The organism is Streptomyces sp. MK37H (assembly GCF_018035285.1).
In the GTDB taxonomy this organism is placed as follows: Bacteria; Actinomycetota; Actinomycetes; order Streptomycetales; family Streptomycetaceae; genus Streptomyces; species Streptomyces endocoffeicus.
Genome location: NZ_JAAAYH010000232.1, coordinates 1 through 14,573 on the forward strand (window position 1 = coordinate 1; position 14,573 = coordinate 14,573).

Sequence of the window (14,573 nt, forward strand, 5' to 3'; positions counted from 1 at the left end):
TTCCGAACGGGAGAGCCGCCGCCCGGACGGAAACCGGTCGGCATCTCGTATCGCGCGTCCGTATCGCGCATCCGTTCTGGTACTCGCTTTTGTGTACTCGCTCGCCGGAGGCTACGCCGTGCCCTCGCACGCCCCTGACCACCCAGATCCGCTCTCGGAGCCGCTCCCAGCGCCCGTCTCGGACCCCCTCGCGGACCCCCTCGCGGACCCCCTCGCGCGGGAGCGCGCCCATCTGACCGCGTCCCGCGCCGCGCTGCGTGCCATGCGCGCCGACGTCGAGGCCCTCGACCTCCGGGACGTCGCCGCGAACTGGGTCAACGCCGAAGCGCTGCACCACCAGGTCAGCGAGCGCATCAAGGCCCTCGCCGACCTCGCCGACATCCCGCTCTTCTTCGGCCGCCTCGACTATCTGCACGCGCCGGGCGCGGAGACGGCGGAAGGCGCCGAAGGAGAGGGCCCCGCCGCCGAAGGCGGCTCAGCAGACACTTTTTACATCGGCCGCCGCCATGTGCACGACGCGGACGGCGACCCCATGGTCATCGACTGGCGTGCCCCCGTCTCCCAGCCCTTCTACCAGGCGTCCAAGAAGGCGCCGATGGACATCGGGCTGCGCCGCCGCTTCGGCTATACGGGCGGCGAGTTGACGGCGTACGAGGACGAACGGCTCTCCGACCCCACCGAGGGGGAGCAGACCAGCAAGCTGCTCCAGTCCGAGATCGAGCGCCCTCGCGTCGGCCCGATGCGCGACATCGTGGCGACGATCCAGCCGGAGCAGGACGAGATCGTCCGCCAGGGGATCGGCGGCACCATCTGCGTCCAGGGGGCGCCTGGCACCGGTAAGACGGCCGTGGGACTGCACCGGGTGGCGTATCTGCTGTACGCGCACCGCGAGCGGCTGGCCCGCTCCGGCACCCTGGTCATCGGCCCGAACCGCTCCTTCCTCCACTACATCGAGCAGGTCCTGCCCGCCCTCGGCGAGCTGCAGGTGGCCCAGGCCACCGTCGAGGACCTGGTGACCCGGCCGTCCCTGGGCGCGGTGGCGCGGGGCGCCGACTCCGCCGACGCGGCCCGTATCAAGGGCGACGCACGGCTGGCCGAGGTGCTGCGCCGCGCCCTGCGCTCTTACGTCACCCGGCCCACCGAGCCGTGCGTCGTGGTGCGCGGCTCACGCCGCTGGCGGGTGCCCGGGTACGAACTGGAGGAGATCGTCGAGGAGTTGCTCACCCGCGACATCCGCTACGGCGCGGCCCGCGAGGCGCTTCCGCGGCGCATCGCGCACGCCGTGCTCGTCCGGATGGAGCAGGCGGGCGAGGCGCCCGACGACCGGGTCCAGGACGCGGTGGCCCGTAACCCCGCCGTGAAAGCGACCGTCAAGGCGGTCTGGCCGCCGGTCGACCCGGCCAAGCTGGTGCTGCGGCTGCTCTCCGACGCCGACTTCCTGGCCGAGCACGCGGACGGCCTCCTCGACGCCGACGAGCAGAAGACCATCCTGTGGGCGAAGCCGGCGCGCGGGGTGAAGTCCGCGAAGTGGTCCCCGGCGGACCTGGTGCTGATCGACGAGGCCGCCGATCTCATCGAGCGCACCCCGTCACTCGGCCATGTGGTCCTGGACGAGGCGCAGGACCTCTCCCCCATGCAGTACCGCGCGGTCGGCCGCCGCTGCAGCACCGGCTCGGCGACCGTGCTCGGCGACATCGCCCAGGGCACCACCCCGTGGGCGACGGCCAGTTGGGAGGAGGCCCTGATCCATCTGGGCAAGGAGGGGGCGGGGATCGAGGAGCTGACCCAGGGCTTCCGCGTGCCGCGCGAGGTGATCGCGTACGCCTCCCGGCTGCTGCCCGCGATCGCCCCCGGCCTGTCGGAGGCCACCTCGATCCGCGAGGCGGCGGGCGACTTCTCCGTACGGGCCGTGGGCCCCGCGGAATTGGACGCGGCCGTGATCGCCGCATGCCACGAGGCCCTGGGGCATGAGGGCTCGATCGGGCTGATCGCGGCCGACGCCCGTATCCCGGCCCTCGCCCAGGCCCTCGACGCGGCGGGCCTGACCCACCTCACCCCCGGCGAGGAGACCAGCGCCGAGTCCCGCCTCACCCTCGTCCCGGCGACGCTGGCCAAGGGTCTGGAGTACGACTACGTGGTCCTGGACGAACCGGCCGCCGTGGTCGACGGCGAACCCGACGAACGCACGGGGCTGCGCCGCCTGTACGTGGCCCTGACGCGTGCGGTGTCCGGGCTGACGGTGGTCCATGGGGCGCCGTTGCCGGAGCGGCTGGCGGCCTGACGGGGGCGGGGTGCGGTCCGGCGGTTGGCCTCTGTTCAGGCCGCCTCTGTTCAGGCCGCCTCCGCTCAGGCCGCCTCGGCTCAGGCCGCCTCGGCTCAGGCCGCCTCTCCTCAGGCCACCGGAACCGGGGCGTCCAAGGCCGTGCGCCACTGGCCGACCGCGGTGGCGTCCACCGGGCCCGACCAGCCGTCGGGGCGGGCCGCGCCGCCGATGTGGAAGGCGTTGACCCCGGCGGCGCGCAGGGTGGGCAGGTGGTCCAGGCGCAGGCCGCCGCCCGCCATGATGCGCGCTTCGTAGCCCGGGGTACCGGCCCGCTCGGCCTCGGCGAGCAGGGTCGGCAGACCGTCGTCCACGCCGCGCGCGGACCCGGCGGTGAGATACGTGTCGAGGCCGGGGATGTCGGCGAGCCGCTTGCGCAGGCCGTCGCGGTCCGCGGCGCGGTCGATGGCCCGGTGGAAGGTCCAGCGGCTCTCGTCCACGCCGCCGCCCGCGCCCACGACCTCGGTCAGCGCGGTCACGGCGGCCAGGTCGACCCCGCCGTCGTCGGTCAGGAAGCCCAGGACGAACTCGTCCGCCCCCTCCGAGTGCAGCGCGGCGGCGGCCTCGCACAGCGCGTCGAACGCGTTTCCGGTCGCGAAGCCGTCCGACGCGCGGAGCATCACCCGCACCGGCAGATCGACGGCCGAACGAACGGCGGCGAAGGTCTCACGGGATGGGGTGAGCCCGTCGGCGGCCATGTCGGTGACCAGTTCGAGGCGGTCCGCCCCTCCGGCCTGTGCGGCGATCGCGTCCGCGGGGGTCAGGGCGATCACCTCGAGCAATGGTCTAGACATGCACGACAGCTTGCCACACCGCACAAGAGGGCAAACCGCTACCCCACAATTGGCCCATGCCCGCACCCACACCCACCCGCCATCCGGCCCATGACGCCCTGCTCACCCGCTGGACGGACCTCCTCACCAGCGCCCGCGACGCCACGACCCCGTCTCCCGTTCCCTACGGCGAAGACCTCCTGACCCGCTGGGCCGAGCCCCAGCGCCGCTATCACACCACCGATCACCTGCTCGCGGTCCTGGACCGGGTGGACGAACTGCTCCCCCACGTCCAGGCCCCCGACCCCGCCGCGATCCGCCTGGCCGCCTGGTTCCACGACGCCGTCTACCTCCCCGACCGCTCCACCAACGAGGAACGCAGCGCCCGCCTCGCCGAACGCGCCCTCCCGGAAGCCGGCGTCCCGGACGCCCGCGTAGCCGAAACCGTCCGCCTCGTGCTCCTCACCACCGACCACGACCCCACCGAGGGCGACACCAACGGCGAGGTCCTCTGCGACGCCGACCTCGCCGTCCTGGCGGGCTCACCCGAGGACTACGGCGCCTACGCGGCGGCGGTCCGCGAGGAGTACGGATTCGTCCCCGACGACGCCTTCCGCGAGGGCCGAGCGAACGTCCTCCGCCATCTCCTCGGCCTGCCCTGCCTGTTCCGCACCCCGATCGGCCACGACCGCTGGGAACAGGCGGCCCGCCACAACATGACTACGGAGCTGGAGCTGCTGGGCGCGTAACATGTACCGTTCGCGGCTCTAAAGTTGACGCACCATCCGCGCACGCCAGGGGGGCAGCATGGACAACAACGCAGTACACCTCGATGACCAGACACTCCCCTTCTGGGTCGAGGTCACCGAGGACGGCGACGACGACTCGATGGGCATCCTCGGCGGTGGTGACCCCGAGCTGCGCATGGTCCCCCTCGGCCCGCTCCGCAAGAACCTGGCGGCGACGGTCGATGCCCTGCAACAGGTCTTCGCCGACGTGTCGGCACGCGGTGGCACCCTCCCGCTGGCCGAGGCCCAGCTGTCCTTCCAGGTCACGGCCAGCGGCGGAGTCCAGCTCATAGGCACAGGCCAGGTCCAGGGCACACGAGGACTCACCCTCACCTTCAAGCGCCCGTAGACCGCGGCCCGCACCATGATCACGCGGTACAAGGCACTACTCATCGGCGCAAGCGACTACGACGAGCCGGGCATCACCTCCCTGCCGTTCGTACGGGACGACCTCCAGCGGCTGGCCACGGCACTGACCGACCGAGGTTTCCACTCAGCGGAGATCGCCGAGCACCGGCGCGGCATCACCCTCAACTTCGTCAAAGACCAGGTCAGCCGCTTCCTGCGGGAGGCTAAGCGGCACGACACACTGTTCATCCTGCTCAGCGGCCACGGTCAGCACTTCCAGGGCACCGACTACCTCATTCCGGAGGACGCCAGCTTCCAGGTTCATCCGTTCGCGGACAGCTGCGTCCCTCTCGACTGGAGCAAGCAGCTCAACGAGTGCGCAGCGGCGCAGGTCGTCTTCCTGATCGACGCCTGCCGGGAGGGCATCGAGCAGGACTCCATGGGCCCGGCGGGTGTCGAGGGCTGGAGCAAGGGCAAACAGGCCGCAGCCCTGGGACGCAAAGTTGCCCATGCGTACGCATGCTCCCCGGGCCAGTTCGCCCTGTTCGTCAACGACAAGGAGAACGTCCAAGAAGGCACGGACCTCGGGACGACGCCCAATGAGTCGTTCAGTCTGTTCTCCCGCGCTCTGTGCGATGTAGTCGGAAGCCGACCGCACGCCCTGCACCTGGGCGAGTTCGAAGAGGCCATCCAGGAGCGAATCGCCCAGCTCCACGCCGCCTACCGCAAGTCGAAGCCGGTCCAGCGCATCCGGGTCGGCACCGATGTCGACAAGCGCGACTTCGCTGTCCTGCCGGGACCGACCCGTGAAGCGCGAGAACACCCGTGGGTACGAGCTGTCATCGGTCATCCAGCCTGGGAACGGTGTGTGTCCAGCGACGCGCTCAAGGACGTGTGCGTCGCCTTGGCGAACCGACTGGCGGAGTCGTACGAGAGAGCCGCAGCATCCCTGCGCGACGACCCATGGCACGACGCCGAACTGGCAAAACGGGCCAACGACCGGATGGAGTTCCTGACCAGCAAACTACCCAAGGACGTCTCGCTGTCGCCCACCGAGTCCGCACTCCTCGCCCTGCTGCCCTTCGTCAGCCAGGCGTTCTGGGCCCAGGAAGCCGCCCGCCGGATCGGCGCCCTGACGGGTCACAAGGCCAGCCGCACTCCGGAAAGCGATGCCTTCCGATCCTTCGTATCGCGCTATCCCCGTCTGGACCGCCGACTTCGACGGCTCCGGCAAACCGGCTCCACCGACGAATCGGCGCACCACATCCGGTGGTGGCTGTTCCACCGCTGGCTACTGCAACAGCCCGACGTCTATGCACCCCAGTCCCTCAAGGAACTTCTCGGCCCCATTGTCTCCGACCCCGACCACCCCGTCTGGCCTCGGGAAGCGCTGTCCGGCGAACGCCTGCTTCGCTTCATCAAGGATCAGCGCACCGCCCCCTTCGCGCCACCGCGCCCCGGCGAACTCGCCGACCACGATCCAATCGCCGCCAGCACCCGTGACGAACACGAGGTCCGCGAACCCCTAGTCGCCTGCCTTACGAAAGCCGCCCACGCACTGGCCATCGACCCAGTCGACCTTCCCGAAGTCGTCGCCGAACACCTCGGTATCTCCGACAGCGTCGACCTGACCAAACTTCTCGGCACTCTGCGCTCCTCCCAATGGCTTGGATCCGGCGCGGGGCGCGCGCTCAAGGCCGTCTGCCAGCATCCAGCCGTGGAGATCTCACTCCAAGAGCACGCGCAACGTGTCGACTCCTTACTCCGCGGCATCAACCAAGCCTCGACGAAGACGGGCCACACTCTCGCCCCACTGATCACCCTGCCTCCGTACGCCAACGCGGGCGGCGTCCGCCCCAGCGGAAACGCCCCCGCCAATCTCTCTTCCGGCATCCGCTTCCATCTCGCCGAGGACCGGGTGCAGGAGCTGCTGATGGGTGAGGAGCTCTACGGGGACCCAGGCCTGGCCGTCCGCGAGCTGTACCAAAACGCGCTGGATGCATGCCGCTACAGGGACGCGCGGACGACGTATCTGCGGCGCACGAAACACCGGCCGGCCAACTGGGAAGGACTGATCGAATTCACCCAAGGCATCGATTCCTCCGGCCGTCCGTATTTGGAGTGCCGCGACAATGGCATCGGCATGGGCGTCAATGAGCTCAGCCGCGCCTTCTCCCAGGGCGGAGCGCGCTTCGTCGACCTACCCGAGTACGTCGAGGAGGCCGCATACTGGGCCGAGCTCGATCCCCCAATCGAGCTGTACCCCAACAGTCGGTTCGGCATCGGCGTCCTCAGTTACTTCATGCTCGCGGACGAGATCACCGTCCATACATGCCGCCTTGACCGGGATGGCCGCCCAGGGCAGCTCCTAAAAGTCACCATCGCGGGCCCCGGCAACTTGTTCCGCATCGAGGATGAAGGCCCCGGCGACTCGGCAGGCACACGGGTGAGGCTGCACCTGACGGCGCGGGCAGCGCAGCAGTCGGCATTGGACCAGTTGTCGTCCGTTCTGTGGGTGGCGCAATACCGAACGCGGATGGTGCATGGTGCGCGAAGCCAGGAATGGGAGCCGGGAGTACTGCGCGACGACTTTGCCACAGATATCTACAACCATGCCCGAAGTCCACGGAACACGGTGGGGCGCCCCTTCTGTTCTTCCGACCCGGACCTGTGGTGGGCCGAGGACGGCGCAGTCGTTCTCGCGGACGGCCTCTGTGCCGATGGCCGCTCTACACACCCGCGCGCAGTGCCCGGTGTGGTCGTGAATCTGCACGGCCGCTACAGTCCCAAACTGTCCGTGGACCGTCGACGGATGCGAGCGTTCGACGCTTCACGGGTGCAAGCGATAATGCAAACCGCGCTGCCCAGTCTGCTTCAGGTTGCCCGCTCGGTGCTGACCCCTGACTGGCTGGCCGAGGCGAGTTCCTTCTCCTTGTCGTTCGCAGACGAAGTCACTGAGCGGGCAGGTGAGGCAAGCGTTACGTGGCTCATCGATGGACATGAACTGCCCGTGGAGACCATCGGATTCTTTCCACCCGACTTCATGCTGCTCCCGCTACTCACTGGAGAGTATCTACCCCTCTTCAATCCGCATTTTTCTTTACTCACTCGCCTTCTTCCCTCCCCGGTCCTGCGGTGGCGCCTGCGGGCCCTCTACGCGACGGGCGTCGGCGGCTCACTGGGACCCGGCTCTCCCAGTGAGCGTTCCCTCTTTTCGGCCCGTCCATCAGACCTACATCTACTGAGCGCCAACTGCCAGAAAAGCATCACCTCATGGAATGAAGCCACCAAAACGAACCAATTTTTCTTTGATTACGATGCACTTTCCGTACCCAATACGCGCCAATCGGCGATTGCGGCTCTCGCCGAACTTTTTCCTTGGCGGCCAGCATCCGCCCATGTTACAGCCGCCGACGTATTCACGTGTGTCGCCAAGACCCAATGCCCGGCCACCCATGTCGTAGCCCGACTGAAGCAATTGGGCTACCGCACACCATCATCACTATCCGACGCGGTGAATGTGACCGCTAACGATGTAGCGTTGCTGCATCCTCTAGGTGATCACTTCGGCTGGATGGACCCTGGGTCGACACTTTCGATACCACAGGTTTCCTATAGTGCCGCCCGTGCCACCTGTTCACCCTCCGACGCGGCCGCACGTCTACGCCAACTTGGCTTCGGAGTACCCGACTACGCTTACCGGAAAGCTCCGTGGACTTCTGCAGACGCGAAATTACTCCGTTCGCTGTGGAGCCGGGACCCTGAGCCTGTACCGACAGCACGGGCTGACGAGATCTCGACCGCCCGTGTCGTGTCCGTGGCATTTATCACCCACCGGTCTATCAGCGATGTAATTCAACTGCTGACGGATGCCGGCTTCGCCACCTCCCCCGATGCGGCACGTCTCGACTCCACTCATGACGACGACAGCGTGCTTCTCTCGGACCATTTTCCCATCGACCGAGTCATCCCCAGAGGTCAACTGGCTGCGATCGCCCAGCATCTCGACAGAACAGTGTCCGATGTCGCAAATCGCCTTGCTGAGCTGGGGTTCGAGGCACCTGCCCCCCTGCCTGCCTCTGAACTCGTGACCCAAGAAGATGCACAGCTATTCAAGCGCGGGCGCCGACTTCCATCGAACTGGCCTGCCGAAAACAGGCCAGTCGATGTATACAGCCTCGTCAGTCTCGCGAGGCGGGACCAAGTTCGGCTCCCCGACTTGGCTGCTCGCCTCATGAATCTCGGCTACACCATTGCACCAGATCATTCAGCGCTGGAAGCGCTGAATGATACTGAGCCTGCGAACCTCAGAGGAGCAACCCCTGAGGGAACCCACGAACTCATGCCCATTCCGCAAGAACGCCTGTACGCAGCCGCCCAGCTCGTCCGTAGACCCATCAAGGAGGTCGCCAACGAACTGACTGAGCTGGGCCTGCATGTCCAGCCAATATCTGACGAGTTTGCGGCTGAAATAGAAACTGAGCAACTACTCGCTGACGTCCTCAATCCGAAGATCTCGATGACCATCGAATGCGCACGCACCGACCACCGTATTGGCCCAATTTCCCTACCAGCGCTCGCCTCAGTCGCGTTACGCTACCGGATCACCTTCCGCGAGGCGGCCCAGCTAGCCTCGCGGCTCGGCATGTCCCACGAGGCGGAAGACTGGTTCGAGTAAGACGCCTCAGTCAGACCGCAGGGAACTCGGCGCGCATGAGGGCGGAGACGAACGACGACCAGCCCTCCGCCGGGAAGATCAGCGTCGGGCCGTGCGGGTTCTTGGAGTCGCGGACCGGGACAGCGGCCTGGGTCTGGGCGAAGGTGCGGGAGAACTCAACGCATTGGCCGCCGCTGCCGTCGCTGTACGAGGACTTGATCCACTCGGCAGTGGTGAGATCCAAGTCGGCGCTCATTCGCGGTACTCCTTCGACACGGTCTTGATCAGGGTTAGTGATCGATCCGGGGACAGCGCATGCGCCCTGAGCAGATCATAGTCATCCAGGGCGGCGGCGACCGTCTGAGGAGAGTCGTGCATCCTCCCTCCTACCCGGGTCTCGGTGTAGAGCACCGTGGGAGAGTCCTTGAAGTGCAACAAGGTGAAGGGCTTCGCGTGCGCGGCCGGAGCGCCTGCCGAGAACGGCATGACCTGAAGCTTGACGTGTGGTGACTCGGCTGCCGTCAACAGGTACTCAAGCTGCCCGGCCATGACGTCAGCACCGCCAACCACCGTTCGCAGGCACGCCTCGTGCAGGATGACCCACAGGAGCGGCGGAGCCTCCGCCTCGAACACCTCACGCCGACGTAGGCGCGCTGCGACCTTGCCCCCAACCACCTCTGCTTCTTCTTCCGGATGGGACGACCGGAAGGTGGCCTGCGCGTAGTCCTCCGTCTGCAGGATGCCGATCACGAGGTTCGCCGAGTAGTCCAGCACCCGCGACGCCTTGCGCTCCAGGTTGAGATACGGGGTGAACCACGAGGGGTGGTCGCCCTCGTCGATCCTCCGGAGCATGTCCGCGAACAGGTGGCCCGTGCCGAACGCGACGTCGCAGCCTTTCGCGAACTTGTCGCTGGGTCTGGGCAGGAGCTTCCCGGCCTCGACCCTGCTGACGTACGCCTCCGAGTACCCGGCGGCCTGGCCCAGGCGCTTCTGTGTGAGCTTGCGGGCGAGACGGACCTGCTTGACGTCACGACCGAAGCGCTGGAGCGGATTCAAGTTCGCGGTTGGGGTCGTCTCGTCCAATGCCGTGACCTCTCGCTATGTGATCGTGGCCAGCATCGCGGCAGGTCACCGACTTGCACACTGCCATTCAAGGCGTCTCATTCTATTGGCTGCCGCGTTTCTCTGGTGACCAATTGACTACGCACGGTGCCCGTCCAGGGTGTCCAGAGAACAGCTGAGTGGAGCTGATGTCATGAACGGCCTACGCCTCCTGCCGTGGTCCAGCCCGGAGGGCAAGCCCTGCTACTTGTCGACGGACGACGACAACAGCCGGTTGAGCCGGAAGGCAGACGAGGTCGAGGCGCTCCAACTCGCCATGGGCGCCCAACTACTCGCCCATGCCCGGGCCATGCTCGACGAGGACAAGGCGAGCAGCGGCGAACTCCGCTTCCTGACCCGGCGACTGGTCGAAGCGTTGACAGACGCGTTACGAGTCGCCGAGAGCAGGGGTGGACGGCTGCTTGTCCATAGCGAGCGCGGCGCTGACGAGCGGAACCAAGCCGATCAGTGACGGTAGTCATGCGGCCGGTTGGTGTAGGTGTGACCGGTGGAGGCGGTCCAGGTGGCGACGCCCGTTCGGGAGTCGCGCCTCACAGACCAGTCGGGGTGGTGGGTCTTCATGCGGTGGTGACGTCTGCACAGGGCCCCGAGGTTTTCCGGGACCGTCTGGCCGCCCGCCGCCCGGTCGTGGTGGTTGAACGGCTCGACATGGTCCAGGTCGCAACGGTGGGCGGGCATACGGCAGGTCGGGAAGGTGCAGTAGGCGTCGCGGGCGATGACATGACGCTCGGTTTCGGCCGTGGGTTTGTAGGTCGTGGGGTCGGTTTTGACCAGCATCCCTGTCTTCGGCTCGATGATCAGGCGGTGCCAGATCGTGCCCTTGGCGAAGGCGATCCTTCGGGCCTGCCCTGCAGTAATCGGGCCGTAGCCCTTGAGCTGGGCCGGGTCGTCGCTGTCGCCGATCAGGACATCCAAGGGGACGGTGACCTGGACGACCGCCGCCGAGCGGCCACCTGCGATCAGCCCGCCCGGGACTGGCCTGTCCGCGACCGGTTCGCTGAGGCCCGACCCGTCGGGAGCCGGCTCGCCCGGGGCCGGTTCACGCGGAGCCCGCACGCCTGAAGTCGCCGCACCCGGGTCAGTGCGATTGAGCACCAGGTCGACCAGGGCGTCCACCCGCTTCTGCTCCAGGGTGCGGCCCTCGTCGGGCAAGGTGGCGGCGTGGGCGTCCACAGCGGCGTTCATGGCGGCGGCCTGCTCGGCCGGAAGGGTGGCGCCCCAGAGCGCCATGCCGTCGTCCTTCGGGTAGTGGACCATCTGCCGCTCCCGCTTACGGGCCTGGTGGCGCTGCTCGGCGCCGTGCGGATCGGCTCGCAGGATCTCTCGGGCCAGAGCGCGGCGGGTCTGGCCAGTGGCCATGCCTGGCATCTTCTCCACCAAGGCGGCCTCGACCTGTCCCGCCACCTCAGGGTCCAGGACCGCGCATGCCTCGGTGACGGCCACGGCCTGCATGTAGCAGATCTCTCCGCGCTCCAGCATTCCCAGGGTGGTGGGGTAGTGTCGGTCGAGCTCTCGGGCGACCTCCAGGCGCTTTGCGGCCGTCGTGCCGGACAGCTTCAGCGCACAGGCGACTTCCTCGCAGGTGAAATTCCAGGCGGCCTCCGTGGCACGATCCCGTACTGCCGCCGGGAGCTCCGCCTCGGCGTCCGCTTCCAACGCGGCCAGGATCTGGGCCTGGTGTGCCTGGATCCATCCCGAATGACGCTCCAGGGCTTTCAGTGCGTCGATCCGGCCAGTGCGGGACAGCTTCTCCGCATCCAGGACCGGCAGTACGGACGCGGTTTCCGGCCCCGGTGCCGCTGTTGCCAGATAGGCGGCCCATTCGTCCGGTGCGCCCGGGCCGTTCAGTTCACTGGTCGTCTCCTCCGTCACGCCGATCACCCCCTGTGATCTTCTCAACCCCGCCTCCCCCAGCGGGTTCACATCTTTATGCTTCCTCACTCAGCGTGACGACACCAGGTCACGGCCACCAGACCACTCCATCGAGTGAACGTTCGGGAGTCGAGCACCCGCTGTTCCGCGCAGAAATGCCGACGTCGTTCCACGACGTTGAGCCTGGCATGCCCTCCTCCTCCCCAGCGGATTCCGCTCGCTCCCGCATGCCCCTGGCGGTCTACGTCCTCGGGCTGTCCGTCTTCGCGCTCGGCACCTCCGAGTTCATGCTGTCCGGGCTGCTGCAACCCGTCGCGCGGGACATGGGGGTGTCGATCCCCACGGCCGGGCTGCTGATATCGGCCTTTGCGATCGGGATGGTGGTCGGGGCGCCGGTGCTGGCGGCGGCCACGTTGCGGTTGCCGCGGCGGACGACGCTGATGGCGCTGCTGGCGGTGTTCGGGCTCGGGCAGATCGCGGGGGCGGTGGCGCCGTCGTACGGGGTGCTGTTCGCGTCCCGGGTGGTGAGCGCGCTCGCGTGCGCCGGGTTCTGGGCCGTGGGCGCCGCGGTGGCGGTGTCGCTGGTGCCGGTGAACGCGCGGGCCAAGGCGATGGCGGTGATGGTCGGCGGGCTGAGCATCGCGAACATCGCCGGGGTCCCGGCCGGGGCGTTCCTCGGCCAGCACGCGGGGTGGCGGGCCGCCTTCTGGGCGGTGGCCGGTCTTTCGGTGCTCGGGCTGGTCGGGGTCGTCGCGCTCGTACCGCGTACGGAGGTGCCGACCGGGGACGACCAGCCGCGGCTGCGGGCCGAGTTGCGCATCTACCGCGACCGGCAGGTGTGGCTGGCGCTGGCCGCCACCGCGCTGAGCGGTGGCGCGGTCTTCTGCCTGTTCTCCTACCTCGGGCCGCTGCTGACGGATGTGGCGGGGCTGGACGAGGGCTGGGTGCCGACCGTGCTCGCGCTGTTCGGGGTCGGGGCGCTGCTGGGTACGGTGATCGGCGGGCGGATCGCGGACGCGCATCTGTTCGGCACGATGTTCGGGGGCATCATCGCCTCGACGGTCGTGCTGAGCGCGCTGGCGCTGACCGCGCACAGCGCGGTCGCGGCGGTGAGCCTGGCGCTGATGCTCGGCTTCACCGCCTTCTTCACCGCGCCCGCGCTCAACGCCCGGATGTTCAACCTCGCCAACGCCGCGCCCACGCTCGCGGGCGCGACGAACACCTCGGCCTTCAACATCGGCAACACGGTGGGCCCGTGGCTCGGCGGCCTCGTCATCGACGCGGGCTGGGGCTACCCGGCCGTGGCCTGGACGGGCGCCGCGCTCGCCGGTACGGGCGCGGCGACGACGGTGGCCGCGATGCGGCTGCACCGGGCGACGGGCGCCTCCCGTGTCATCGCCACATCGGCGACCGGCTCCCCGGCGAGTACGGAAGCCGCCCACGACCTGGCCTCCGACCCGTCGCGCAGCACGCGCTGAGAGACCCACCTCGCTGCGCAGGTACGGCCACACCGCCCGCGCGGGGCACCCGCGCGGGGCGCACCCTCAGCCGCGCGGGGCAGCACGAGCGGCGGCGAACATACCCGTTGTCGCCGCGCCGCGCCCCGCCGGGCGGGGCCACCGGCCCGCGGTGAAGCGCGCCCGATGAGAGGCGACAGCACGGCACCTGGCCCCGGCCCTGTCGCCGCCGCGCGCGGACCCGCGCACGGCGAGGGCGCGGCGGTCGCGCCGGGCGGCCGGTCAGCAGGGCGGCCGATCGGGCAGTCGGCAGGGCGGCAAGGCGGCCGAATGGCAGGGCGGGCGCAGGCCCGTCCATCTCGGTCAGTCCGCGTTCGCGGCCCGTTTGGGGCGGCGGAGGCCCGCGGCCTTGAGGCGGCGGAGGAGTTCCTTGCTGCCGACCTCCTCCGCGCCCGCCCGTACCGCCTTCGCGTACAGCTCGCTCGGCACGTCGTAGTGGTCGCGGTCGAAGCCTCGGCGCGGGGCGCCGATGCGGGCGGCGAAGGCGTGGAGTTCGGCGTAGGAGACATCGCTGACGAGGTGGGACCACAGGCGGCCGTGGCCCGGCCACGCGGGCGGGTCGATCAGGACGGCCATCAGAGGGTGGTGCCCAGCGAGCCCACGGGCGCCACCGCGACCGCCGTCTTGCCGCAGACCCAGTGCGGGTCGGGGCCCAACTCGGGCTCCACGTCGAGGGCGTGGAGGTCGCCGCCCGTGGTGCAGACGGGGCACAGCGGCCAGCGGCCGTACCGTTCCAGCAGGGCGTCCTGGACGTCCTGGGCGACCAGACCGGCCACGTACGCGGCGCCCTCCGGCCACTGCTCGACCCACCACCGCCGGTGCGCGATCGCGTCTTCGACCAGCGAAACGATGTCGGCGCGGGCGACTTCCCCCGCCGCGAGGTCGGCCAGGACGAGAGCGCGGGCCGCGTGCAGTGCCTGTTCGAGCTTCATGGGTCCCATTGTCACCTTTGCTTCCTCCTGACGCCTGTCCGCTTCCTCCGCGGGCCCGGTCCGCCCCGGCTCGCCCCGCGCCTGTCCGCTTCGTCCGCGAGCCCGGCCCGTCCCGACTCGCCCCGCGCCTGTCCGCTTCGTCCGCCTTCCCGTCCGTCCCGGCTCGCCCCGCGCCCGCTCGCCGACCCATCGCGTCGTCGTCCGGAGGGTTGACGGCCACCATGGCCGGAAATAGTTTTCGCTG

12 protein-coding genes are annotated in these 14,573 nt (G+C 68.8%); 6 read left to right on the plus strand and 6 right to left on the minus strand.

Features of this window, described 5'->3' with window-relative positions; all coding sequences use genetic code 11:
• Window positions 1-118 precede the first annotated feature (118 nt).
• On the plus strand, window positions 119-2,281 hold the full coding sequence (locus tag GWI24_RS27675; RefSeq protein WP_210948637.1) for an ATP-binding domain-containing protein: 2,163 nt from the start codon (window positions 119-121) through the stop codon (window positions 2,279-2,281).
• 110 nt (window positions 2,282-2,391) lie between these two features.
• On the opposite strand, the gene GWI24_RS27680 is transcribed toward GWI24_RS27675, so the two are convergent.
• Window positions 2,392-3,114, minus strand: a complete 723-nt coding sequence (locus tag GWI24_RS27680; protein WP_210948628.1) for a copper homeostasis protein CutC — start codon at window positions 3,112-3,114, stop codon at window positions 2,392-2,394.
• A 56-nt stretch (window positions 3,115-3,170) separates the two neighbouring features.
• Here GWI24_RS27680 and GWI24_RS27685 point away from each other — a divergent pair, with 56 nt between their 5' ends.
• The 3 genes from GWI24_RS27685 to GWI24_RS27695 are packed head-to-tail and all read left to right on the plus strand — an operon-like array spanning window position 3,171 to window position 8,907.
• A complete protein-coding gene (locus GWI24_RS27685; protein WP_210948629.1) occupies window positions 3,171-3,842 on the plus strand; it encodes a hypothetical protein in 672 nt (223 codons plus the stop codon).
• A gap of 58 nt (window positions 3,843-3,900) precedes the next feature.
• On the plus strand, window positions 3,901-4,230 hold the full coding sequence (locus GWI24_RS27690) for a hypothetical protein (protein ID WP_210948630.1): 330 nt from the start codon (window positions 3,901-3,903) through the stop codon (window positions 4,228-4,230).
• A 15-nt stretch (window positions 4,231-4,245) separates the two neighbouring features.
• On the plus strand, window positions 4,246-8,907 hold the full coding sequence (locus tag GWI24_RS27695) for a caspase family protein (protein ID WP_210948631.1): 4,662 nt from the start codon (window positions 4,246-4,248) through the stop codon (window positions 8,905-8,907).
• Window positions 8,908-8,917: 10 nt separating this feature from the next.
• Here the strand turns inward: GWI24_RS27695 and GWI24_RS27700 are convergent, their stop codons facing one another.
• A complete protein-coding gene (locus tag GWI24_RS27700) occupies window positions 8,918-9,142 on the minus strand; it encodes a DUF397 domain-containing protein (protein ID WP_210948632.1) in 225 nt (74 codons plus the stop codon).
• A complete protein-coding gene (locus GWI24_RS27705) occupies window positions 9,139-9,969 on the minus strand; it encodes a helix-turn-helix transcriptional regulator (RefSeq protein WP_210948633.1) in 831 nt (276 codons plus the stop codon). The genes GWI24_RS27700 and GWI24_RS27705 overlap by 4 nt, the downstream gene beginning before the upstream one ends.
• Before the next feature lie 172 nt (window positions 9,970-10,141).
• Here GWI24_RS27705 and GWI24_RS27710 point away from each other — a divergent pair, with 172 nt between their 5' ends.
• The gene (locus tag GWI24_RS27710; protein WP_210948634.1) at window positions 10,142-10,459 is read left to right on the plus strand and encodes a hypothetical protein; all 318 of its coding nucleotides are present in this window, start codon (window positions 10,142-10,144) and stop codon (window positions 10,457-10,459) included.
• Here GWI24_RS27710 and GWI24_RS27715 read toward each other — a convergent pair.
• A complete protein-coding gene (locus GWI24_RS27715) occupies window positions 10,453-11,880 on the minus strand; it encodes an HNH endonuclease signature motif containing protein (protein ID WP_210948635.1) in 1,428 nt (475 codons plus the stop codon). The genes GWI24_RS27710 and GWI24_RS27715 overlap by 7 nt on opposite strands.
• Window positions 11,881-12,107: 227 nt before the next feature.
• Between GWI24_RS27715 and GWI24_RS27720 the strand changes: the two genes are divergently transcribed.
• Window positions 12,108-13,358, plus strand: coding sequence for a Cmx/CmrA family chloramphenicol efflux MFS transporter (locus tag GWI24_RS27720; RefSeq protein ID WP_210948636.1), 1,251 nt, complete (start codon window positions 12,108-12,110; stop codon window positions 13,356-13,358).
• A gap of 342 nt (window positions 13,359-13,700) precedes the next feature.
• On the opposite strand, the gene GWI24_RS27725 is transcribed toward GWI24_RS27720, so the two are convergent.
• Window positions 13,701-13,973, minus strand: a complete 273-nt coding sequence (locus GWI24_RS27725; protein ID WP_164425382.1) for a DUF4031 domain-containing protein — start codon at window positions 13,971-13,973, stop codon at window positions 13,701-13,703.
• The gene (locus tag GWI24_RS27730) at window positions 13,973-14,329 is read right to left on the minus strand and encodes a hypothetical protein (RefSeq protein WP_086883249.1); all 357 of its coding nucleotides are present in this window, start codon (window positions 14,327-14,329) and stop codon (window positions 13,973-13,975) included. Before GWI24_RS27730 ends, GWI24_RS27725 begins: the two co-directional genes overlap by 1 nt.
• Window positions 14,330-14,573: the final 244 nt, after the last annotated feature.